Source organism: Enterobacter vonholyi, from assembly GCF_040834095.1.
GTDB classification, from domain to species: Bacteria; Pseudomonadota; Gammaproteobacteria; order Enterobacterales; family Enterobacteriaceae; genus Enterobacter; species Enterobacter vonholyi.
Window position 1 is genome coordinate 3,649,627 of record NZ_CP162152.1, and the last position, 24,528, is coordinate 3,674,154.

12 protein-coding genes and 1 tRNA gene are annotated in these 24,528 nt (G+C 59.6%); 2 read left to right on the forward strand and 11 right to left on the reverse strand.

From position 1 onward, the window contains the following. Positions 1-3: 3 nt before the first annotated feature. The 4 genes from AB3N39_RS17095 to actS form a co-directional block, all read right to left on the reverse strand. Positions 4-13,299 carry a hemagglutinin repeat-containing protein gene (locus AB3N39_RS17095; protein ID WP_367896913.1) on the reverse strand — a complete coding sequence of 4,432 codons (13,296 nt, stop codon included), beginning with the start codon at positions 13,297-13,299 and terminating at the stop codon, positions 4-6. A gap of 14 nt (positions 13,300-13,313) precedes the next feature. Next, the gene (locus tag AB3N39_RS17100; protein ID WP_367896914.1) at positions 13,314-14,978 is read right to left on the reverse strand and encodes a ShlB/FhaC/HecB family hemolysin secretion/activation protein; all 1,665 of its coding nucleotides are present in this window, start codon (positions 14,976-14,978) and stop codon (positions 13,314-13,316) included. 410 nt (positions 14,979-15,388) lie between these two features. Further along, positions 15,389-15,462 (reverse strand) — tRNA-Gly (locus tag AB3N39_RS17105). An 80-nt stretch (positions 15,463-15,542) separates the two neighbouring features. Then, entirely contained in the window at positions 15,543-16,286 is a 744-nt protein-coding gene (actS, locus tag AB3N39_RS17110; RefSeq protein WP_115876225.1) for an amidase activator ActS, read from the reverse strand. A gap of 163 nt (positions 16,287-16,449) precedes the next feature. On the opposite strand from actS, the gene idi reads away from it, so the two are divergent. Next, the gene (gene idi / locus AB3N39_RS17115; RefSeq protein WP_133295107.1) at positions 16,450-16,992 is read left to right on the forward strand and encodes an isopentenyl-diphosphate Delta-isomerase; all 543 of its coding nucleotides are present in this window, start codon (positions 16,450-16,452) and stop codon (positions 16,990-16,992) included. Between the two features lie 38 nt (positions 16,993-17,030). Here idi and lysS read toward each other — a convergent pair whose 3' ends face one another. The 5 genes from lysS to xerD all read right to left on the reverse strand — a co-directional run bounded on the left by lysS (position 17,031) and on the right by xerD (position 23,124). Beyond that, positions 17,031-18,548, reverse strand: a complete 1,518-nt coding sequence (lysS, locus tag AB3N39_RS17120; RefSeq protein ID WP_021242046.1) for a lysine--tRNA ligase — start codon at positions 18,546-18,548, stop codon at positions 17,031-17,033. Between the two features lie 9 nt (positions 18,549-18,557). Then, a protein-coding gene (gene prfB / locus AB3N39_RS17125) for a peptide chain release factor 2 (protein ID WP_096151315.1) occupies positions 18,558-19,656 on the reverse strand; the annotation gives its coding sequence in 2 pieces (ribosomal slippage) (positions 18,558-19,580 and positions 19,582-19,656; 1,098 coding nt in all). A gap of 90 nt (positions 19,657-19,746) precedes the next feature. After that, positions 19,747-21,480 carry a single-stranded-DNA-specific exonuclease RecJ gene (gene recJ, locus AB3N39_RS17130; protein WP_133295108.1) on the reverse strand — a complete coding sequence of 578 codons (1,734 nt, stop codon included), beginning with the start codon at positions 21,478-21,480 and terminating at the stop codon, positions 19,747-19,749. A gap of 5 nt (positions 21,481-21,485) precedes the next feature. Then, complete coding sequence (gene dsbC, locus AB3N39_RS17135; protein ID WP_029740340.1) at positions 21,486-22,199, reverse strand: bifunctional protein-disulfide isomerase/oxidoreductase DsbC; 714 nt, start codon at positions 22,197-22,199, stop codon at positions 21,486-21,488. A 28-nt stretch (positions 22,200-22,227) separates the two neighbouring features. Continuing rightward, entirely contained in the window at positions 22,228-23,124 is an 897-nt protein-coding gene (gene xerD / locus AB3N39_RS17140) for a site-specific tyrosine recombinase XerD (RefSeq protein ID WP_133295109.1), read from the reverse strand. A 101-nt stretch (positions 23,125-23,225) separates the two neighbouring features. Here xerD and fldB point away from each other — a divergent pair, with 101 nt between their 5' ends. Beyond that, on the forward strand, positions 23,226-23,747 hold the full coding sequence (gene fldB / locus AB3N39_RS17145; protein ID WP_008499710.1) for a flavodoxin FldB: 522 nt from the start codon (positions 23,226-23,228) through the stop codon (positions 23,745-23,747). A gap of 6 nt (positions 23,748-23,753) precedes the next feature. On the opposite strand, the gene AB3N39_RS17150 is transcribed toward fldB, so the two are convergent. Together AB3N39_RS17150 and sdhE are read right to left on the reverse strand one after the other, a co-directional pair. After that, positions 23,754-24,164 carry a protein YgfX gene (locus AB3N39_RS17150; RefSeq protein ID WP_021242050.1) on the reverse strand — a complete coding sequence of 137 codons (411 nt, stop codon included), beginning with the start codon at positions 24,162-24,164 and terminating at the stop codon, positions 23,754-23,756. After that, a complete protein-coding gene (sdhE, locus tag AB3N39_RS17155; protein WP_006178375.1) occupies positions 24,145-24,411 on the reverse strand; it encodes an FAD assembly factor SdhE in 267 nt (88 codons plus the stop codon). Before sdhE ends, AB3N39_RS17150 begins: the two co-directional genes overlap by 20 nt. Between the last annotated feature and the right edge of the window lie 117 nt (positions 24,412-24,528).

The window sequence follows — 24,528 nt, forward strand, 5'->3', positions numbered from 1 at the left end:
ACACTATTTCTTAATTGGCCTTAAACCTGGAGGAGTCGGATTATTATCCGGGAACGCTGTTACTATTTTCCCACTAGCAGGCTCGTATACCACACGAACTCTAACACCCTCTCGCTCTTCCCAGGCAACCCATCTTGCTGGTCTTCCTGCATTTGTATACGCCCCGCCCGTTCCGGTCTGGGCAAACCATTTGGTATCGGGTGAAGTAGCTATATCACCCACAGCATGAACAACCTTGTCTGCTGACCAACTTTGAGGGAAAACTGTTTTTCCTGGATTTCCGGGATACAGATGTCCACCTTGCGTAGGGCTATCCCCATACAAAATATGCTGTTTCGCTTCCGGTGAAAGGATATCCACATATTTCTGGTTTGCAGGCGATAATCCAAGATCTGAGCTTGTTGGTGTAGGTAGCGAGCTACCTTTTCCTCCTTTCCCAATCCCAGCCGCTATCCCCGCTGCGCTGGTTCCGGCCACCTGCGCTAACGAGTTTATCGCAAGCTGCTTCGCCTCCGACGAATCACCCGACATCAGCGCATTATGAATAGCTGCATTTCTGTCCGCTTCAAGCTGCGGTAGCACTCCCTGAAGGTAGGCCCATTCCTGCTTCTCTTCTGTTGTCAGACTACCTGTGCTGTGAAGCTTATCACCAAGTTCGCCAAGACGATTTGCGTATGCCGTCTGCAGGCCGCCGACCTCATTAGCCTTATCAACACAGGCCTTTGCGCCTTTACACTCAACAACGCTCTTATGCTGCTCAGCATTGAGTTGCTTATATTTTTCGGTAATCCCTTTGTCACAGCCTGCATTACCCTGACACTCAGATAGCTCTTTAATGCGGTGCTGGTTCTGATCGACACTCAGCGAGTTATTCTCAACCTCCACCTTCGCCGTTTCCGACGCCATCGCCGCCATGGAGACACTGCCATCCGTCACCGCAGCGCCCGCCAGACCTCCCGCGATACTCACGAGGCTACTGACCAGCCGTTTCTCCTCTGCCGTCAGGTCACTGGATTTTTTATCTCCATACAGCGCGCTGACCAGATGGTCGGTCATCGCCGAGGCCGTAATGGCCCCTATGGCACCAGCCTTCAGGCCATCCGCACTGCTCCCGCCACTCAGCTGCGTCAGCGCCGCCGCCACAATACCGTGCAGCGCGGCACGGGCTGTCGGGTCTTTCTGCTCCTTGACCAGGGACGCCAGCAGAGGGGCCGCCCCCGCTGCCGCGCCTGCCTTCAGGTTACCGCCAAGCGCACCTGCCAGTAATCCCGCCGCTGCACTGCCCTTCGTCCAGAAGGCACTCCCCGGACCGTATTCGGTATTCTGATATCCAGGCAGTGTTTTCAGGAATGCTTCCTGCTCCTGCGGGGTATCGCCCTGTAGTTTTCCTTCTGACGCCAGCTTCGCGCCCAGCGCCGCATTGGACTCCCGCGCTTTCTGCTCCGCATACTTGCCGTAAGCATCCAGCGCAGAAGAGGCGAGCGCCGCGCCTTCACTCTGAACCGCCAGGTTATCCCTGACCTTCTGCACATCACCGTTCACGTCCACGCCGTGGTGGGCGTCAGCCGTATCACGGCTAAGGTCAACAATATCCTGTTTCTGTCCCGCCGGGTTGCGAATGACAATGCTACCGCCACTCACCGCTGATGAGGTCGTGCCAGTGTGGCTCTCTTCTGCCTGGCCCGTACCGATGGCCGGTGCCAGGTTGCGGTTTTCACCGTTTCCGCTGCCGCCCGCGCTGCCGGACAGAGCCACCGTGTAGCCGTTGCCGCTGGTCTGGCTCTCGTTGTGGAGATTACTGAAGCCCAGCGTACCCGTGTCGAGGCTATTTTTATCTGCAGACGCCGTGGATGCAATCACCGCGCCGTCAAGCTGGGTATGATTTCCGGTGGTGACAGCAAAGCCGCCCTTGCCTGCGAATATCCCGCTCTGTTCAGCAACGCTCTTACCATTCTGGGTGATATTCTCACCCGATGCACTGACGCTACCGGAAGAGGCACCATAACACAGTGGCGGTATGCACAGACTAAGGGACGCGCCTGACGAAGACTGCTTGCTGTCATAACTGGCTGTATCCTGCACGCTGCTGATGGTGAGATCGCGTCCGGTGTTGACCACCACACGGTTACCTTCCAGCTCCGCACCTTTCAGGGTGGTGTCGCGTCCGCTGTTCACCGTAAGCTGTTCATCAGCATGGACAACGCTGTTCGTATTGCGCTGCGACTGGCTGTTTTCCTTGCCCTTATGCTGTGACGCTCCCAGCTCCACCGAGATGCCGTTTTGCGCACCAATCAGGCTCACACCGACACCGACGCTGAACTGGCTGCCGCTGTTTTTACTCTCAGAGCGGGTTGTGTTCTGGGAGGCAGACAGCAGAATATCCCGTCCCGCATCCAGCGCCACGTGTTTACCCGCGATCTGTACCCCCATACCGGCAATGTCATTTCCGGCACGAACAGAGACATTCTCGCCAGCATTAATGGTGGTGCCCTGCGTGTCGGTACTGTGGTAACGACTGTCCTGAGATGACGTCCCCACCGTTAAAGACACTTTAGCCTTGATGAGCGACGAGTCCGACAAAGCGCCCTGCGCCGCGGTTGCCGCCGACTGGCCTGTTCTGATGGCGGTCAGCCGTGGATCATCGCCGTTTTCTGCGCTGCGGGCAGCCGTCTCAGCGGCTTTAGCAGCCTCAACAGCCCAGCCGCCAGCAGATGCCGTCACACCATACTGGGCGCTGCTGCTGTGGTTTTCACCGTCACGGGTATCCCGGCTCACCCCCATGAGGACATTTTCGCCACTGAGTGAGACCGATTTACCGGCACGGATATCCGTACCTGACAGGGAGAGATCGTTACCGGCCTGCGCGACAACGTTACCGTTTTTACTGCTTAGCTGGCTGCGCAATCCGTTTTCGAGGCTGCTATCTTCCCGACTGCTGTTTTTTTCATGGCGGTAGCCTGCCGTGGCGCTGTAACCATCGCCGCCCAGCGTTCCCAGCAATTTGCTGCTGCCGCTGCTCTTACTGCGCGATGTATCGCGTCCGGCAGAAACGGAGATATCCCCATTTATGGCTGACAGCAGAAGATCGTCCGTGGCGGTCATCAGGCTGCCGCTGATATTCACGCTGCCGTCACGACTGTTAACGTAAATATCTGAGCCCTGAACAACCGACGCGTTTTGTGTGGTCCGGGTGCCGCTACTGTTGCTCTCCGCCTTGCTCATCCCGCCCGGGAGAAGCTGATTGCCGTGGGAACCCCCACCCAAGATGGCGCGAACAGCACTTCCGGCGCTCAGGGCGCTCGAGAGATTCCAGCCGCTATTTTTAGTGCTGTTGCTGTATTTTTCGCTGTCTGTGGATGTGGTGATATCAACGTCACGTTTCGCATCGAGGATCACCGTTTCACCGGCCTTAGCCTGGCTCCCGGCAATCAGGATATTACCGCTGTTGCTGCCTCCCTGTTTACCGGTGGCAGTCATCTGGATATTGCCTGCGGCGGCAAGATGGCTGCCGCTGTTAAACTCGCCCTCGTAGTGCGACTCAGAGGAAGACCGGGTGCGTCCTGCGGAAATGGCCATCATCTGCCCTGGTCCGTCAAGCGCGAGCGCACCGCCTTCCGCCCCCAGCCCCTTCACTTTATCGACGGTGCTGTTGCCACTGTTGCCCTTACCACGAACGATATCGCGCACGTTACGCACTGTGTCTTCAAATGGCGCTTTCACACTGACGGTGACGCCAGACGATTTGGACTCCTGCTTCATGGACTCAGTGGCCGTATCCCGTCCAGGAAGGATGGCGATGCTGTCGCCAGTGATATCGATATGGCCGGTTTTGCGGGAGGAATCATCCTTCGCTCTTCCGGCAACCACGTCTGCCGCGCTCAACTGGACGTCATTTCCGGCGCTGATAATGACATTACCGCCAGTAGTACCCACCGTGCTGCGGGCATCACTTTGCGTCGTATTTGCCCCCTGCCGGGTGCTTTTTGAAGACTGCGACCCGATGGTGATACCCAATCCCGACCCGCTGGAGAAAACGCCGGATTTTTTCGTCTTCTTCATGTCGTAGAACGTGTCGGTGTTGGTTGCTGCCTCCACGGTCAGATCATTTCCAGCCTTCAGTGCCACATCGCGCTCAGCGGCAACTGATGAGCCCTGCACCGTCAGGTTGTTACCAGCCCGGAGAGCAACGTTGTCGCCGGAAAGCTGCGTACCTTTCTCACGCGTATGCGTTTCTTCGTGGATGGTGTGAGTGGTTTTCTTGCTGAGGAACCCACCGGATGTCTTTTTCTTCTCCCGGTACGCATAGTCACTTTCCGTCGCAGTGGAAAGGGTGATATCCCGCCCGGCGGCCACGGCTGTATCGCCTGCGGCATAGACATCTGCTGCCTGTGCCGTCACATCCCGTCCGGCGACAACGGTCACATTCCCGCCCGCAGTGATGTCGGTTCCCGACTGGCGAACCGACTCGTTAATCACTTTTTTATTGCCCGACCTATAGCTGTCGCCCTGCGTGGTCTCTTCCGCAGCCAGATTCACGTCGCGACCCGCCTGCAGCCCGACGCTTTTCTCCGCTGCCAGCGCGGCGGCCTGAGCGTTGATATCCTGCCCGGCCTTCAGCACCAGGTTATCGCCTGCGGAAATCGTGGTGCGGTCGAGCCCGGTGCTGTGGGACTCGCTTTTCCCTTTCCGGCTGCTTTCGCTGGTCTGTGCCGCGTTCAGATTGAGATCGTTGCCCGCGCTCAGCCCCGCGCTGCCGCCCGCCTTCAGGTCGCTGGCGGTCACGTCAAGGTTGTGCCCGGCGTTCACCAGCAGGTTGCCGCCCGCGGTGACGTTACTGCCCTGATACGTGACGGACGAACGGCTGGTTTTCGCCCGGCTGGAGCTGAATGCGTCGTTGATCTGATTCGCGTTGACGGCAATATCGCCCCACGCGTTCAGCAGCATATCGCCGCCGGAGGCCAGGTTCGCCCCGGTAACGGTGATGTTTTTCCCCGCCTCAAGCGACAGGCCATCCTGTGCGGTAATAGACGCCGTGTTGCCCAGCAGGGTGTCCTTCAGGCCGATGTTGCCGTACTTCCCGCCGGCGTTGATATCAATCTGCTCAACCTGGGTCAGGTTGTTGATGCTGCCGTTCAGGCTCTCCAGCGCGACCGTTTTGCCGCTGATGGTGGAGCTGATGTTATTGATATCGCCGATGGCGCTCAGGTTCAGGTCGCCGCCCGCTTTCATCAGGCCGTTACTGAGGTTACTGATGCTGTTCTGGCTGTCGAGCGTCAGGCTGTTTTGCGCCAGCAGCGAGCTGCCGCCGTTGGTGATGCTGCCGCCCTTCAGGGTGACGTTGTTGCCCGCGATCACGCTGCCGTTGTTGACGGTGACGTCCTTCGGCGACAGGTAGAGTTTCGGCACCATCACCGTTTCGCCGTTGACGGTGGCTTTCTCCCACCACAGCAGGCTGTGGTCGAGCGCGGCAATCTGATCGGCGGTCAGCGAGACGCCAAACTGCAGGCCCAGCGACTGCTGCGCCGCCGCGGCGTTGTCCATCAGGTAGCGCATCTGATCCAGATCGGAGCCGATACCGTTCAGGTAACGGTTACCGGTCTGGTTGAGCACCACGTTGGAAACGTAGCGGGTATCGAACGCCGCATCACCGAGGAAGCGGTAATCGTAATCCGGGTTCAGGTTGAGACGGCCGAGCATGTAAGACGAGCCGAGGAACTGCTTCTCGTCGGTAAACGCCAGCCGCGTCTCCTGCGGCGCAGTGGACGACGGTTTGACCCCGAGCATTGCGTTCAGGTCGGCAAACAGGGCGGGATCAAGCTGTCCGAGACCGTTCAGTTTCGGGTTGATGCCGATCAGGTACGGGCTTTTCGGGTTGTCGGAGAAGACAAAATAGCCGTTGTTGCCCGACGGCAGCGGGTAAGCGCTGGTATCGACGCGCTGGCCCTGATAATGCCCGACGGCACCGCCCTGAGCGGTTCGGAGATCGGCGGTGGTGACCCCGGCGTTCGCCAGCGCGCCCAGCTGGCCGAGGTTCGCGTTGCCTTTCTGCCTGGTGCCAATGTTGCTGAGAGGCGTGCCGGACGCGCCGCCGTTTTCCAGCGCGCCGCCGCCGTTAAGCTGCTGCAGCGCACCCTGGAGCCGATCGTTCCACTGCGGCGAGTTCACCGCCACGGTGCCGGTAGCGTTCAGCCCCTGTTTTTGTACGCCGCTGCCGACAGTCTGGTTGCTGAGGGTATTCAGCGACGGCGTGGAGATAACGTTGCTGACGCCGCCCGCATTCGCAGTGGTATTGGTGTTGCTGATATTGCTGGTAAAGTTTGCATTAACGTTACCGCCGGCTTGTATAACAGCGCGGTAAACGGGGCCATCAGGAACAGAACCTGAAGAACTCTTAGGCCTGTAAACAACCGTAGGGAAATCACCATCGGAGCCTGACATAGTGGATAATTGGTAAACAATTTCACTGGAGCTTTTACCAGACTGGTAACTTTGATTATTTAACTGATTTCCGGAAATATTGATATTGCCAGTTGCCAGCATATTACTGGCCTGATTAATAAGCTCATTGCTGGAAATATTCAAATCTTTTCCTGCAGAAAGCCTCCCTGCGGTACCTTGCGTGTGTATAGTTACATTTTCTTCCGGTCCGTTACTGAGTACAACTTCATCGGGTATAAGATCAATATGCATCTTAACTTCAATGTAAGGACCTTTACTGTCCTCCCCAAAATGGGCATTGGAAGGTAATTGTTTATTTAAGTCCCCTGAATTAGTCGGACTACTGCTTTCTGTTTTTACATCAAAAACTTCGTAATGATTAAAAAAACGATTAGTTTTAATTGTAATATCGCCACCCTGCGTCTCAATATTCCCCGACGTGTTCACCACCTGGCTGTTCGCATTCCCCGCCGCATCCCGCTGCATCCACAGGTTATTCCCCGCCATGATGTCGCCGCGCCGGTTGGTGATGCTGTCGGCAAACAGCGCCAGGTTATTCGCCGCGTACAGCAGCGCGGTGTTGACGATGGCGCCCGGCGCGCTGAGGGTCAGCGAGCCGCGCGTGCCGGTGAAGCCGTCGACGGTAATGTTGCTCCGGCTGGCCACGGTGATGTCACCTCCGCCCTGCACCGAGCCCGCGCCGTTCAGCGCCACGCTGCTGCCGGAGAGCGTGCTCGCGCCGCCGCCAGTGGTGATTTGTCCGTTGTTGCTGAGCTGCCCGCCCGCATTCAGGTTGACCGCCTGCCCCTGCAGCACGCTGCGGTTATCGATGTCGCCGCCGCTGCTGATGGTCAGGGTTCGGCCTGCCGCCACGGCGGTCCGGCTGGTAAACGCGTTCGTCAGCTGCAGCGTTAAGTCCCCCAGGGACACCAGCTGGCCGGTCAGGTCCAGCCCACGGCTCTGCAGCCACAGGTTGCCGCCGCTCAGCAGCCTGCCGCCCGCGCTCTGGGTCACCTGGTCGGCATTGATGTTCAGCTGCGCGTTGCCGAGCAGCGTGCCGCTGTTGTTCAGCTGGCCGTAGTTAACCGTCAGCTGCCCCGCCTGGGTGGTGCCCTGGCTGGCGAAACTGGTGCCGGTCAGCGTGGCCCGGTCGGCCACCCACGTACCGCCGTTGGTGGCGTTTGCCGCATTGAGTATCAGGTCGGTGGCCTGCAGCCAGCCAGTGCCCGTGAACTGCGGCGTGCCGAGCGTCAGGCGCGCGCCGGAGAGCAGCCTGCCGTCGTTACGCGCCTGCGAGGAGGCGGTCACCCGCGTCTCGCCGCCGCCCTGGATCAGGCCGTAGTTAAACAGCGCGGGCGTGGTCAGCGTCAGCGCATCGCGGCTGACGATTTCGCCTCCGCTGCTGTTGGTGAGCGTCCCGCTGAGGGCCAGCGTCGCGCCGTTATCGCCCTGCAGACGTCCGCCGTTGGTGAGCGCCCCGGTGGTGATGCCGAGCGTGCTCCCCTGCATTTTGCCGTCGCTGGTGACGGAGGCCGCCGTGACGTTCAGCGCCCCGCCGGACAGCAGGGTGCCGCCAGACTGCTGGCTGACCGCGCCGGTCTGGCTGAGGGTCAGGCCATTCACGCCGCTGATGGCGCCGCTGTTGCTGAGCGTACCGCCTGTCAGCGTCAGGTTTTTCGCCGCCCACTGGCCCTGGTTCGCCAGCGTCGCGGCCTGCAGCGTCGCCGCACCCAGCGCGGTGATCCTGCTGCCCGCGGTTCCGGTGAGCGTGTCGGCCAGCGTCATCTGCAGCCCGTCGGCGCTCTGCACCGTGCCGCTGTTGCTGAGCGACTGCGCGTTAAGCAGAATGTTCTGCGCCTGCCAGCTCCCGGCGTTGGTCACCGCGCCGGACGCAATCGTCAGCGCGCCCTGAGTGAGAAGCCTGCCGCCTGCGCCGTTGATCAGCGCCTGCTGCGGCGCGGCCATCGCCATGCGCGCCATCAGCCGCTGCTCCCCCTGAACGGTCAGGCTCTGCAGGCCGGTCAGCGTGCCCTGGTTGTTAATGCTGTTCTGATGCAGCGCGAGGGTGTTCCCCTGCACGGTGCCGCTGTTTTTAAGCGTGCTGCCGCCGAGCGTCACATCCCCCTCGCTGAGGAGCTGCCCGCGGTTGTCCAGCGTCTGCGCGGTGATATCCGCCCGCCCCTGGCTCATCAGCGAGCCGGCTGAGGTCAGCGTGCCGCCGGTCGTGGCCGTCAGCGCTCCCTGGCTGAGCAGGGACCCGCCGTGCGTCCAGTCGCTGGCGCGGATGTCCGCGCCGTTCCCCTGCAGCGTGCCCTGGGTGGTCAGCTGGCCTGCATCCAGCGTCAGCATGCCGCCGGAGAGGGTGCGCGAGGTCGCGCCCGTGGTCAGCGCGGTGCCGGTGAGCGCCAGGCCGTTCGTTCCCTGCATCAGCCCGCCGTTGTTCATCTCGCGGGCGGTGAGGGACAGCGTACCGCCCGTGATGCGCCCCGGGTTCGCCAGGGTATCCGCGGTGAAGGCGGTCGTGCCGCCGCTCTGCAGCAGCCCGGTATTGGTTAACGCCCCGCCGAGCGTGCCGCTGAGTCCCGTCTGCCCGTTCACCGTGCCGCTGTTGGTGAGGGTGGTGCCGGTCATGCCCAGCGTCGCGCCCTGCAGCGTACCGGCGTTCGTCAGCTCTCCGCCCGTCAGCGTGAAGCCGCCGCCGGAGAGCCATTTGCCGTTCTGCTCGTTGATAAAGCGGTCAGCGGCGGCGTTAACCGCGCTGCTGCCCTGCATCAGGCCGCTGTTGCGCAGCTCCGTCGCGCCAGCTGTCAGCGTTTTGCCCGCCACCGTGCCGCTGCTGGTCAGCGTCGTCGCGTGAAGCGCGGCATCTCCGGTGGCAACGATGTTCCCCGTGCTGGTCAGGGCACTGCTCAGGCCCAAATCCAGGTCCTGCGCCTGAATATCGCCCCGGTTGGTCAGGTCGCTGCCCCGCAGGGTAAACCCGCCCTTCACCAGCAGCAGGCCGGCGTTATCGAGCGTGTCGAGGGACAGGTCCAGCGAACTGCCGCTCACCAGCTGACCGGTGGCACCGTTGCTCAGCGCGCGGGTGGTCAGCGCCAGCGTGTCGTTGCCCTGCAGCATGCCGGTGTTGGTCAGCTGCGCGGCGTTCACCGTCAGCGCCTTCCCGGCCAGCTGGCCGTCGCTGAACAGCTGCGCCGCCGTCAGCGTGAACAGGTTCTGGCTGAGCAGGGCGCCGGTGTTATCCAGCCTGCCGGTCGCGGAAAGCGTCAGGGCGTCCAGCGCCTGAACGCTGCCCTGGTTATTCAGGCTCCCGGCGTCAAGCGTCGCGCGGCGCCCCTGCAGGCTGCCCGCGTTGCTCAGCGTTTGTCCGCTGAGCGTCAGGGTCTCGCCGCCCGTCACCTGGCCCTGAGGCTGGTTCGTGAAGGTGTTGCCGGACCAGGCCAGCGTGCTGCTGCCCTGAAGCAGGCCGCTGTTCTGCAGGTCGCCCCGCAGGGTCAGCACTTTCGCCAGCAGCTGGCCCCGGTTATCGGTCCTGCCGGCCTGGACGTCCAGCGCCTGCTGGCTGAGCACCTTGCCGCTGTTGGTCAGCGTGCCGGTCACCGCCGCCGTCACGCCCGCTTCCCCCAGCGCGTTGCCTGTATTCATCCACTCGCCGGTGGCCAGGTTCAGGGTGTTGCCCTGCAGCAGCCCGGCGTTGTTCAGGGTGGTGTGGTGCAGGTCGAGCGCGCCGCCGGAGAGCAGCATGCCCGCCTGCTGGTTGCTGAGCTGTGTCCCGGTCGCCGTGAGGGAGTGTGTCCCCTGCAGCGTGCCGCCGTTGGTCACCGACGCGCTGTTAAACTGCGCGTCGGTACCGGCCATCAGGCCGCCGTTCGTCAGGCTGGCGGCGGTCAGCGTCAGGCCGTTCCGGGCAATTACCCGCCCGTCGGCATCGTTGCTGGCCTGTCGGGTCAGGTTCAGCAGCAGCGCGGTGGCGCTGAGCTCGCCGCTGTTGGCCAGCGTTTCACCGTTAAGCGTCAGCGTTCCGCCGCTGCGCAGCGCGCCCCGGTTAGTAAGGTCTGCCACGCCGAGCGTCAGGGCCGCGTCCCCCCCGACGGTGCCCTGGTTCTGCAGGCTGTCCGCCGTGATGTGCAGGTCGCCGGCCGCAATATTGCCCGCGTTAGCAAACGCAGTGCCGTTCAGGGTGAGCCGGTCGTCCGCCAGCAGGCGTCCGCTGTTGGTCAGGCTGAGGTAGTCGCTGCTCAGGCTGACGCCGTTGATTTCACCCTGGTTTGTCAGCGTGTCGCCTTTAATGCGCAGCGTGCCGTCGGTGGTGATAAGCCCGCCGTTGGCCAGCACCGGAACGTTCAGCGTTAAATCCTGCGCGCTGTAGACCGACCCGCCGGCGAGGTTCGTGAGCGACCCGGTCTTCAGGTCGAGCTGGGTGGTCCCCTGCAGCAGCCCGCCGTTCTCCACCGAGGCACCGTCCAGCGCCAGCGTACCGGCAACCAGCGTACCGCTGCTGGTGATGCGCCCGGGGGCCGTCAGGGTCATGCGGTCCGCTTTTGCGACGCCGGACTGGAGGATGTTATTTCCGCTGAGGCTGAGGGTACCGGCGGTGAGCTCGCCGCCGCTGGTCAGGTCGCCGGTTGCGTTAAAACTCAGCGCGTTACCGGTGGATTTCCCGGCGTGCGCAAGGGTGCCCGCCGTCACCGACAGGGCTCCTTTCGCCGCCTGCGTGCCGTTCAGCGCGGCATTCTGCGCCTGCAGGGTAAGCCCCTGCCCGCTCTGCAGGTGCGCATCCTGGCCGGTGGTCAGGTCGCCGGTGCTGACGGTTAATGCCCCCGCCGCGTCCGTCTGCCCGTTCAGGCTGGCGCTGCGGGTCGCGGTAATCTGTACGTTACCCTGACTGGTGGTGCGGGACGCCTGACCGCTGGTCAGGGTGCCGGCCTGCGCCGTCAGCGCCGTCGCGCCGGACAGGGTGCCGTTCTGCTCAAGCGCGTCTGCCGTCACGCTCATCGCCCCGTCAGCCAGCAGGCTGCCGCTGTTACGCAGGGCCTGCTGCACCGTGACGTTCGCGTTGCCTTTCGCGCTGAGCGTGCCCCGCTGCTCCAGGGTACCGGCGCTCAGCGCCAGGTTGCCGGCGCTCTGCAGGGTACCGCTGTTAGTGACCGTCTGCCCCTTCAGGGTGACGTCGTTACCCTGCGCCGTGCCGCCGTTCGTCAGCTCTCCCGCGTTCACGTCCAGGCGGCCTTTCGCTGCCAGCTGGCCGCTGCTGGACACCCTGTCGCCGGAGAGGGCAATGTCGCGCCCCGCATTCACCTGCCCCTGGTTACTGACGGCGCTGCCCGTCAGGCGGACGTCGCCCGCGGCATCGGCCCGGCTCTGGCCGTCCATCATCAGCTGTCCGCCTCTCAGGGCCAGATTCTCTCCTGCCGAGACCGCGCTGGCCGTGGAGGACAGCGTGCCGCCGCTGCTGAGCGTCGCGCGGGTATTGCTTCCGCTGCGGGTATTCGTCAGCGTGATATCCTTCCCGGCCGCCACGCTGAGCGCGCCTTTGCTGGTGACGCTGCCGCCGCGCTGCGTCAGGCTGCCGCCGGTGGACAGCGTGGTGTCGGCCTTGCCCGTCAGCGTCGCATCCGCAAGCGCCACTCCCTGTTTGCTCGTGACGGTCAGCGCCCCGCCCTGTGCCGACACGCCGCCGCCGTTGACGGTCAGGGTGGCTTTACTGTCCAGCGTCGCCGCGCCGCGGGAGACCAGGGAGGTATTGCTGAGCGTCATCCCCTGCCCGCTGCTCACCGCAAGCGCGCCCGCGCTGTTTGTCCCGCCGCCTGTCATCTGCACTTTCCCCGCAGCGGAAAGGCGCATATCGCCCTGGCTGGCGAGCGTGCTGTTACTGAGCTCCACATCCCGCGAGCTGGCCACGCTCAGCGCCCCCCCGGCCTGATGGCTGCCGCTGAGGGCCACCCCCGCGCCGTTCGCGCTAATCGAGCCGCTGGCCAGGCTGTTCGTGACCGTCAGTTTCCCGCCCGCGTCCAGCTGAATGTCGCCCTGGCGCGCGGTGAGGTTGCCGAGGTTCACCCCCACGCCCGTCTCGCTGGAGACCAGGCGAATACGGTTGGCATACATCCCGCCGAGCGCGCCGGTATCCACGGCCACCACGGGCGCGGCGCCCTCACCGGCAATCGGCCTGACGCTGCCGTCTGCCCCCACGCGGTTCGCCCCTGCGGTCACCGTCAGGTCGTTCGCGTGGATCGCGGCGTTCACTTCCGTCGCGCGCGCAATAATCGACAGCGCGTCGCTCTTGCTGGCATCCAGCCCCTGGCCTTCAACCGTGATGGCCCCTTTCGTCACCTCCAGCGCCAGCAGGTTACCGCTGGCGTCAAACTGCGGCTTGCCGGTGGTCAGGGTGACGTTCGGGGTGTTGATAAATCCGCACCCGTTACAGGTAATGCCGTACGGGTTGGCCACCATAACGTTTGCTGCTTTACCGGCGACTTCCGTGTAGCCCTGCAGCTGCGAGCGGTTGGCGCCCGTGACTTCGTTGATAATGCCTTTCGCTTCCCGCCCGGCCTGCAGGTTGGGGTTGTTCTGGATAAGCCCGCCCAGCTGGGTCTGGGTTAAACGGTCCGTACCGTTATTGAGGATAAGCCCCTCTTTGCCGACGTTATACTCACCGAACTGGTTATGCGAGATACCCGCCCCGTTGGGCGTGGCGATGTTGACGACCGGCACCCCGTTCCCCGCCCGATCGACCGTGGTCTGCCCGGTCGGCGTCAGCGCCGCCGCGACGGCAGGTGCCATCGGCTGCCAGACCATTAAGCCGCAGACAATCCAGCTGATCAGACGCTGCGAGAAACGAACGGGTGGGTGACGGGTATCCATAGTCGTAGAGTCTCTTAAAGCATGAAGGCAATGCGCCAGTTAACGCTCACATGATCCGGGCCGAGCCAGTCGGGGTAGTGCAGGGGCGTGCCGACCGAAATCTGGCTGCTGTACCAGCGCCCTGCGCTGCTCAGCCCCACCGAGCCTCCCCATAACGTGCCGGAGGCAAAACGGTCCTGACGGTCTTTTTCCAGCCAGCCGCCGTCAACGGCGACCGTTGCGCTCACTGCGCCAATCACCGGAAGGGTGAAGAGGGAATACCCCAGCTCGTTACGCCAGTAGCCGCCGTTATCCCCGGACAGGTACTGCTCTTTAAAACCGCGCACGGAGCTTTCGCCGCCGAGCGTCAGGCGCTCAGAGCCGTACAGCCGGTCGGGCGACCACTGGCCATAGGCGCTGGTCAGCCACCAGGCATTACGGGTAATCGGCCGCTGGAAGCTGGCGTTCAGGCTCCATTTGCGGAATTCCGCACGCGGCACATCCCCGGACTTATCTTCGTCGGTTTCGGCACTGAACCACGGCATGCCGTGGCTCCAGGTCGGGTTGAAGGTCGCCACGCCGCCCAGCATTTTTTGCGTGTGCGTAATGCCCAGTACCAGGCTGGAGAGGTTGCGCGTGCTGCTCTGAAGCGGCGCGTCGTTGAGCCAGTTGCGGCTGGATCGCTGAACCACGCCAGCCGCAATGCCGGTTTTCACCTCCCCGTTGCGAAAGACCACCCAGGACGCGTTAACGCGGTGGGTTTTCGTATCGCCCGTGGAGAGCCAGTTAAACCCCTGGTTACTGATGGTGGTCCGGTAGTTACTCCAGACGTAGCTGTAGTCCAGCAGGCCGTAGCCAAACGGCACGCTGACGCCCGCCTGGAAGTTCTGCGCATCGTACGCGCTGGCAAAATCGCTGCTGCGCCCGCCGCTGACAAACCATTTATCCGCCAGCCCCAGCATATTATTCGCGGTGAGCACGCCATTCAGCTGGTTTTCACCGGTGCTCTTCTGCCCGCTATTATCCAGGCTTACGGATACACTTAAGGGAAATTCCGGTTTTGCCGTGAGGTTAACGATGGAATATCCGGCCTGCGTTCCCGGAAGAATTTCAATCTGAACCGGGTCGGTACGCAAACGGTTAATTTGCTCCATACCCTGTTCGATGTCGCGTAAATTAAGGATGCCGCCCACCCGTCCCGGAAACGCCATTTTCAGCATGTGCGGCGTTTCGCCTTCCAGGCGGATCGCTTCCAGCCGTCCTTCCAGCACAACAATATTCAGCTGACCGCCGGAGAGATCCTGCTCGGTAAGAAAAGCGCGGCTGGTGATATATCCCCGGCTGATATACCAGTCAGAAATATGGGCGAGAAGCGCCGTTATTTTTGCCATATCCAGACAGCGGCCCTGCCACGGGGCGACAAGGGCCTGCCGGGTTTTCGGGGAGATTAGGGTCGTGCCGGAAAGGGTAATGGTATGAATGGTGAAGCAGGGCCCGGCGCCGGTAGCCGGCAGCGGTCTGGCGGGCGCGGGACGAGGAATACTCCGCTCCAGCTCCTCACGCTGTTGCTGGTTCTTTAATAACAGTTCCTCCTGCTGCTGACGCACTGTGTCCCGGTCAGCAGGAGTAAGGGGGGCGGCATGGCTCAGAGAGCAAAAAAATAACGAGCAAAAAAAGGCGGCTTTGCTGTAATAGCACATATAAAAGAATAATTTTTTGATTTTCGTCAGTATGCCAACTCTGGCGCAATGGGGAATAGTCTCAAAAAGAAGGCTACTATAATTGGTAGTAATATTTGCGTTAAGTAAAAAAAATAAACTCCGTTATGACGAAGAGCGTCATAACTGTAATTTTTATTATTTATCCTTTGATAAAATATTAACCAATCATCTCAATAGTTAGATATAAAGATCAGCTAGCAGTGCAGATAAAATTATCCGTTGTATTCATCGTGCTGCAAATTCTTACGGCGCCTGATAGCTCAGTGCTAAATATGGAGGGATGCGTGCTAACTTCGTTGAAGCTATCAAAAAAACAGCATGACGATACCTGTATGGAAAAGCGTAGACAGGGTAAAAAGCAGGCAAATGAAAATAACATCATGAAAAGCTGGAGCGGGCGAAGGGAATCGAACCCTCGTATAGAGCTTGGGAAGCTCTCGTTCTACCATTGAACTACGCCCGCTTTGAGGTGCGTATGGCATTATAGACCTTACACACCTTCATACAAGCCTCTTCACAACTAACCGGCGATTAAATAATCACTTAGCACTTCGGTTTGCTGCCGGGCGCAGGAAGATAGCGCTGCGGATCGATGGCCGTCGCCTTATAGCGGATCTGGAAATGCAGCTTCACTGAATCCGTACCGGTGCTGCCCATGGTGGCAATCTTCTGCCCTGCTTTGACGTTCTGCCCGTTGTTGACCAGCATCGTGTCGTTGTGAGCATAGGCCGTGATGTAGTCTTCACCATGTTTAATCATGATCAGGTTACCGTAGCCGCGCAGCTGGTTACCGACGTAAACCACCTTCCCGGCGCCGGAGGCATAAACCGGCGTACCGCGCGCAGCGGCGATATCAATACCCTTGTTGCCACCTTCAGAGAGTGAGTAAGGGGCGACCACTTTACCGCTGGCAGGCCAAATCCAGCAGCGCTGTCCAACCGGCGGCCATGACGATTGTGGCACCTGATAGGACGGCGTCACTTTGGCGGTTTTGCCTTTCGAAGAGGATTTTTTGCCCGAGGACGATCCGCCGCTAACCTTCAGCTGCTGCCCCACCTCGATGGTGTAAGGTGGCGAAAGATTATTCAGCCGCGCCAGATCCTTCACGCTGGTCCCCGTTGCGCGCGAAATCCGGTACAGGGTGTCCCCGCGCTTAACGGTGTAGACCGAACCGGAATAGCTTCCCGTATCCGAAGATTTGCTCCCTGAACAGCCCGCCAGTAATAGCGTCAGCGTCAGGCAAAAAATTGCGGTAATGGGGTTTCTCGTCAGGCTTCCTGCAAACAAAACAGATCCTCGGTCAGCGTGAATGGCGCACTATGATAACAGCCAAAACGAATAAGGGTCATGCCCTTTTCCGCTCTACGAGCCAAACCGTTCGTATAAGAATGCAGTATAATGCTTCGGCTGATGGTGCTGAACCACTCGGCATTTTGGCACTGGAGCATCAATGAGTATTCAAGAACACGTTATTTTGGTAAACGACCAGGGAATGGTGATTGGCACTCAGGAAAAATATGCCGCTCACACGTTACATACCCCGCTGCATCTGGCGTTCTCTTCCTGGCTTTTTAACGCAAAAGGGGAATGTCTGATCACCCGACGCGCCTTAAGCAAAAAAGCCTGGCCCGGCGTCTGGACCAACTCCGTTTGCGGCCACCCGCAGTCGGGCGAAGAGACAGTCCAGGCGATAATCCGCCGCTGCCGCTTTGAAGTGGGCGCTGAACTGACCGATATCACCGCCGTCGCCCCTGAATTTCGCTATCGGGAAACCGACCCGTCCGGGATCGTGGAAAATGAAATTTGCCCGGTATTCGCCGCCCGCATCACCAATGACGTGACGATAAACGAAGATGAAGTGATGGACTATCAGTGGGTTGAGCTGGAGGCGTTATTCCGCGCGCTGGACGCAACGCCCTGGGCCTTTAGCCCGTGGATGGTCATGGAAGCGACTACCGCCCGCGAAGAACTTAAAGCCTTCGCGGCGCAATAAAAAAGCCCCTTTCGGGGCTTTTTTTACATCTTAACGTCTTACTTCACCGGGCGCATAGCCGGGAACAGGATCACATCGCGGATGGTGTGGCTGTTGGTGAACAGCATAACCATACGGTCGATACCAATGCCCAGACCCGCCGTTGGTGGCAGACCGTGTTCCAGCGCGGTCACGTAGTCTTCGTCGAAGAACATCGCTTCGTCGTCGCCTGCCGCTTTCGCGTCAACCTGGTCCTGGAAGCGCTGAGCCTGGTCTTCCGCATCGTTCAGCTCGCTAAAGCCGTTACCGATTTCACGGCCGCCGATGAAGAATTCGAAGCGGTCAGTGATTTCCGGGTTCTGGTCATTACGACGCGCCAGAGGAGAGACTTCCGCCGGGTATTCGGTGATGAAGGTCGGCTGAATCAGGTGCGCTTCGGCCACTTCTTCGAAGATCTCGGTCACGATACGGCCCAGACCCCAGCTCTTCTCAACCTTGATACCGATGCTTTCCGCGATCGCTTTCGCAGAATCGAAGTTATCCAGATCCGCCATGTTGGTTTCCGGACGGTACTTCTTGATCGCTTCGCGCATGGTCAGTTTTTCGAACGGCTTGCCGAAGTCGAAGACTTCTTCACCGTAAGGGACCTGCGTGGTGCCCAGAATATCCTGCGCCAGGGTACGGAACAGGGATTCGGTCAGCTCGATCAGATCTTTGTAATCCGCATACGCCATGTAGAGTTCCATCATGGTGAACTCTGGGTTATGGCGAACGGAGATACCTTCGTTACGGAAGTTACGGTTGATCTCGAACACGCGGTCAAAACCACCGACCACCAGGCGCTTCAGGTACAGTTCCGGCGCGATACGCAGGTACATGTCCAGGTCCAGGGCGTTGTGATGGGTGATGAACGGACGCGCAGACGCGCCGCCTGGGATCACCTGCATCATCGGGGTTTCCACTTCCATAAAGTCGCGGTTGACCATGAACTGGCGGATACCGGCCATGATCTGGGAGCGAATTTTAAAGGTCTTGCGGGATTCATCGTTAGAGATGAGATCCAGGTAGCGCTGACGATAGCGCGCTTCCTGATCCTGCAGGCCGTGGAATTTGTCCGGCAGCGGGCGCAGGGCTTTGGTCAGCAGACGCAGCTCGGTGCAGTGGATAGACAGTTCACCAGTTTTGGTTTTGAACAGTTTACCTTTTGCGCCCAGGATATCGCCCAGGTCCCACTTCTTGAACTGCTCGTTGTAGATGCCTTCCGGCAGGTCGTCACGGGAAACGTACAGCTGAATGCGGCCGCCAACGTCCTGCAGGGTCACGAATGAGGCTTTACCCATGATACGACGGGTCATCATGCGGCCTGCAACGGCCACTTCAACGTTCAGCGCTTCCAGCTCTTCGTTCTCTTTCGCGTCGAAGTCAGCGTGCAGTTGGTCTGAGGTGTGGTCACGACGAAAATCGTTCGGGAACGGCACGCCCTGCTCGCGCAGCGCTGCCAGCTTCTCGCGGCGGGTTTTCAGTTCGTTGTTAAGATCGACTACCGCGTCAGCGCCCTGTGCTTGTTGTTCAGACATGTTGGTTCCTCATAACCCTGCTTTCAAACTTGCTTCGATAAATTGGTCCAGGCTGCCGTCCAGCACCGCCTGCGTGTTGCGGGTTTCAACCCCGGTACGCAGGTCTTTGATGCGGGAGTCATCAAGGACGTAAGAACGGATCTGGCTGCCCCAGCCGATGTCAGACTTGTTGTCTTCCATCGCCTGTTTCTCAGCATTTTTCTTCTGCATCTCCAGCTCATAAAGCTTCGCTTTCATCTGCTTCATGGCCTGGTCTTTGTTCTTATGCTGGGAACGGTCGTTCTGGCATTGCGTGACCAGCCCGGTTGGAATGTGGGTAATACGCACCGCCGATTCCGTACGGTTAACGTGCTGACCGCCCGCGCCGGATGCGCGGTAAACGTCGATACGCAGGTCCGCCGGATTAATTTCGATATCAATATCTTCGTCAACTTCCGGGTAAACGAACGCGGAGCTGAAGGAGGTATGACGGCGGCCGCCGGAGTCGAACGGGCTCTTACGCACCAGGCGGTGAACGCCGGTTTCGGTACGCAGCCAGCCGTAGGCGTAATCGCCAATGATCTTGATGGTGACGGATTTCAGACCCGCAACTTCACCTTCAGACTCTTCGATAATTTCGGTTTTGAAACCGCGCGCTTCTGCCCAACGCAGGTACATACGCGTCAGCATGCTGGCCCAGTCCTGCGCTTCGGTACCGCCAGAACCTGCCTGAATATCGAGATAGCAGTCAGCGCTGTCGTATTCGCCGGAGAACATGCGACGGAATTCAAGCTGCGCCAGCTTCTCTTCCAGCACGTCGAGTTCTGCCACGGCTTCGTTAAAGGTTTCTTCGTCGTCAGCTTCGACGGCCAGCTCCAGCAAACCGGAAACATCTTCCAGCCCCTGGGCCATTTGATCCAGCGTATCTACGATAGCTTCGAGAGAGGAACGCTCTTTACCCAGCGCCTGTGCGCGTTCAGGTTCGTTCCAGACGTCCGGCTGTTCCAGCTCGGCGTTTACTTCTTCAAGACGCTCTTTCTTGGCATCGTAGTCAAAGATACCCCCTAAGAACGTCAGAGCGCTCCGTGAGGTCCTGAATACGGTTTTTTACCGGATTAATTTCAAACATGGTCTGTTTTCTTTTATGGACTTGTCAAAATGCGGTGATAAGAGCGGGATTGTACCGAATCCACGCCCTTTTTTATAGAGATTACTGCCGCTAAATTGGCCAGATATTGTCGATGATGATCTGAAGGGTGCGGTTACCGCGAAACTCGTTGATGTCCAGTTTGTACGCCAGCTCGACCTCGCGCACGCCGTTGTCCGGCCAGATGGAGGTATCGACGTTAAAAGCAATGCCGTCCAGAAGCGGTCCACCGCCCACGGGCTCAACCATCACTTTCAGATGACGTTCGCCGACAATGCGCTGCTGCAGCAGGCGGAATCGCCCGTCAAACAGCGGTTCCGGGAACATCTGCCCCCACGGGCCGGCATCGCGCAGCATTTGCGCCACGTCCATCGTCATCTCAAGCGGTGAAAGCTCGCCATCGGACACCACTTCCCCCTGCAGCAGGGCCGGGTCAATCCAGTCGGTGACCAGCTCGCCGAACAGGCGCTGGAACTCGTCGAATTTCGCCTCTTCCAGCGACAGTCCAGCCGCCATCGCATGGCCGCCGAACTTGATCATCAGACCCGGGTACAGTGTATCGAGACGCTCCAGAGCATCACGCATGTGCAACCCCTGAATTGAGCGGCCAGAGCCTTTCAGCGTGCCGTCGCCCGCGGGTGCGAACGCGATCACCGGGCGGTGGAAGCGCTCTTTGATGCGCGACGCCAGAATGCCGACCACGCCCTGATGCCACTCGGGATGGTACATCGCCAGGCCGCCCGGCAGCGTATCGCCGCTGCGCTCCAGTTTTTCACACAGGGTCAGCGCTTCGGCCTGCATCCCCTGCTCAATCTCTTTACGTGTCTGGTTCAGGGCGTCCAGCTCGTTGGCCAGCACGCGCGCTTCACCGATGTTGTCGCACAGCAGCAGCGCCACGCCGACGGACATATCGTCCAGTCTTCCGGCCGCGTTCAGGCGCGGCCCGAGCGCAAAGCCCAAATCGCTTGCCGCCAGCTTGAGCGGATCGCGGTTGGCTATTTCCAGCAGCGCCTTGATCCCCGGCCGGCACTTGCCCGCGCGAATGCGGCTTAGGCCCTGCCAGGTCAAAATGCGGTTATTGGTATCGAGCGGTACCACGTCCGCGACGGTGCCCAGCGCCACCAGATCGAGATATTCCGCCAGGTTCGGTACGGCAATACCGCGGGATTCGAACCAGCCCTTATCGCGCAGCAGAGTCCGTAACGCCAGCATCAGATAAAACGCCACGCCTACGCCCGCAAGGGATTTCGATGGGAAATCGCAGTCGCGCAGGTTGGGATTAATAATCGCTTTCGCATCCGGCAGCGTTTCGCCCGGCAGGTGGTGATCGGTAACCAGCACCGGGATCCCCAGAGCGTGAGCATGATCGACCCCCGCATGGGAAGAGATCCCGTTATCGACGGTCATGATCATCTGCGCACCGCGGGCATGGGCCTGATCGACCACTTCCGGGCTGAGTCCGTAGCCGTCTTCAAAACGGTTAGGCACCAGATACGTGACGTTATCGCAGCCCAGCGCGCGCAGGCTGAGCACGCTCAGCGCGGTGCTGGTTGCGCCGTCGGCGTCGAAATCCCCTACCACCACAATCCGCGTTCCTTCACGCAGCGCGTTGTAGAGCATTTCGGTAGCTTTTTCGATACCGCTCAGCTGCTGCCAGGGCAGCATCCCTTTCACGCTGCGCTCAAGATCCTCAGCGCGACGCACGCCGCGGCTGGCGTAGAGGCGCTTAAGCAGCGCCGGGAGATCGTCTGGCAAATCAACCGGTTCAACCGCCTCGCGGCGGCGCAATTTTATCGGGGCTTTCACGCGGATTATTTACCACCAAACTGTTTCTGGTGCGCGTCGAGGAACTCTTTCATCTCTTTTGGCCCCTGATAGCCCGGAACGACATAGCCATTGCTCAGGACAATCGCTGGCGTACCGCTCACGCCAAACTGCACGCCGAGCGCGTAGTGGTTAGCGATATCAATGTCGCAGGAGGCCGGCTTAACGCCTTTGCCGTTCATCGCGTCGTCAAACGCTTTGTTGCGGTCTTTCGCACACCAGATAGCCTTCATGTCCTGCTCGGGCTGGCTCTGCACGCCCGCGCGCGGGAAGGCCAGGTAACGCACGGTAATACCCAGCGCGTTGTAGTCTTTCATCTCTTCATGCAGCTTGTGGCAGTAGCCGCAGGTGATGTCGGTGAAAACGGTAATAACGTGTTTTTCCTGCGCCGCTTTATAGACGATCATCTCTTTTTCGAGCGCGTTCAGGTTTTTCATCAGCAGCTGGTTGGTGACGTTCACCGGCTGCGCGCCGCTCACGTCGTACATTGGCCCCTGAATAATGTGTTTGCCGTCTTCGGTGACGTACAGCACGCCGCTGTTGGTCAGTACCGTTTTCATCCCAGCAACCGGTGCAGGCTGAATATCGCTGCCGGTGACGCCAAGCTTAGCCAGCGACTGTTTGATGGCGGCATCGTCCGCATGGGCGAAACCGGTAAATGAGGCTGCCAGCAGGGTGAACAGCGCGAAAGACTTTTTCATATGTGATCCTGTTACAATTCGTCGGCACTCACGCTCGAGGGTGGTGCTGTTGGTGTAGCTGCCGCAGGCGTTCCGTCGCGACATGGGTGTAAATTTGCGTCGTGGAAAGATCGCTGTGTCCCAGCAGCATCTGCACCACGCGTAAATCAGCGCCGTGGTTGAGCAGATGCGTCGCGAAGGCGTGACGCAATACGTGCGGCGAAAGCTTTTCACTGTCGATACCCGCCAGTGTGGCGTAATGCTTAATGCGATGCCAGAACGTTTGCCGCGTCATCTGCTGGGCGCGCTGGCTCGGAAACAGGACGTCGATAGACGTACCATTGAGCAGCCACGGACGGCCATGCTCCAGGTACGTTTCCAGCCAGTAAACCGCCTCTTCCCCCAGCGGAACCAGCCTTTCCTTATTTCCTTTACCAATGACGCGCACCACGCCCTGACGCAGGCTGATGTCGCTCATCGTCAGGCCAACCAGTTCCGAAACGCGCAAGCCGGTAGCATACAATAGCTCAAGCATGGCTTTATCGCGTAACTCCAGCGGCAGGTCAACAGCCGGTGACTGTAATAATCTCTCAACTTGTGCTTCGCTGAGATCTTTCGGCAGCCGCTGCGGAAGCTTAGGGGAAGCCAGCAGCGCGCTTGGATCGTCTTCGCGAATCTTCTCACGGTAGAGATGCTGGAACAGCCGACGCATGGCGCTGAGCAAACGAGCGGAACTGGTGGCTTTGTACCCCCCTTCTACACGTTCACCGAGCAGCGCCTGTAGGTCGTCGCTTTGCGCGCTCGCCAGCGAGAGCTGCCGACGGGCCAGCCACTCCACCAGCATGGTAAGATCGCGCCGGTAGGCGCTGAGCGTATTCTCGGCCAGATTTTTCTCCAGCCACAGCGCGTCGAGAAACTGTTCGATCAGTGCGAGATCCTTTTCCACATCAGCCCCTTTGATTCTGCAGTCAGGCCATTATGCCTGATTGCGACCGGTTTCTGGTACACTACGCGCATAGTCAAAGCAAGAATTGAGATAGTTACGCGATGAATATTGGTCTGTTCTATGGTTCCAGCACCTGCTACACCGAAATGGCGGCAGAGAAAATTCGCGACATCATTGGCCCGGAACTGGTGACGTTGCATAACCTGAAAGATGACGCGGTCGCGCTGATGGAACAGTACGATGTCCTGATCCTTGGCATCCCAACCTGGGATTTTGGTGAGATACAGGAAGACTGGGAAGCCATCTGGGATCAACTCGACTCAGTCAACCTCGACGGCAAAATCATTGCCATGTACGGCATGGGGGACCAGCTCGGTTACGGGGAATGGTTCCTGGACGCGCTCGGCATGCTGCACGACAAACTGGCACCGAAAGGGGTGTCGTTTATCGGCTACTGGCCAACCGAAGGTTACGAGTTCACCAGTAAAAAACCGATTATTGCCGACGGCGAGCTGTTTGTTGGGCTCGCGCTGGATGAAACCAACCAGTACGATCTCAGCGATGAGCGCCTGCAAACCTGGTGCGAACAGATTCTGGGCGAAATGGCTGAAAAGTTTAGCTAACGCATATTATCCCTGCGTCGTCTGTTGCAATAGCATCCGGCGCAGATCTCGCCACTCGGCAGCATCCATACTGTCAGCCGCCAGCCAAAGATGCTGGCAACGCCCGCCGTCCACCTTGCGTAACCGTAACATCATGCCGCAGTTGAGCATCCAGGGCATACCGAGGATATCCCACTCTTTACCCTGCCAGCGCAGGCGGGAATCCATCAGTAATTTGATCTCTCCCTGACGGGCATTAATTCGACGCTGGCTGCGTACGCTGTCAAAAACGACAAACGAGAGTAACAGCAGCCACAGCGGCGTATAGCTTAGCGGCCACGGCATCAGTAACACAAAGGCCGCAACCAGTCCGTGGAGCAATAAAGACATCCACTGCGAGCGCCACGAGACGCGAAGATCAGATTGCCACAGGACCACGTTCCCGATTCCGTGTTTGAATTAATTGCACCATCCGTTGCAACTCGGTATCGGCGGGTTTGCCGTGGTTCATCAGCCAGTTGAATAAATCTGGATCGTCAGACTCAAGCAGGCGAACAAACAGACGCTTATCATCGTCGCTTAAGGTGTCATACTCATATTCGAAGAAAGGCATGATGGAAATATCAAGTTCACGCATTCCGCGACGGCACGCCCAGTGAATACGGGCCTTGTTGTTAATATCCATGTTCAGTTTCCTGCATTACGTTTGGCACAGTCGGTGCCCCGTTCAGTGTTCTTTGTTTCTCTACGGGGACACCAGCTAGTGTAACGTGTTTTTGAACGTTTCATTACTGGAATATTG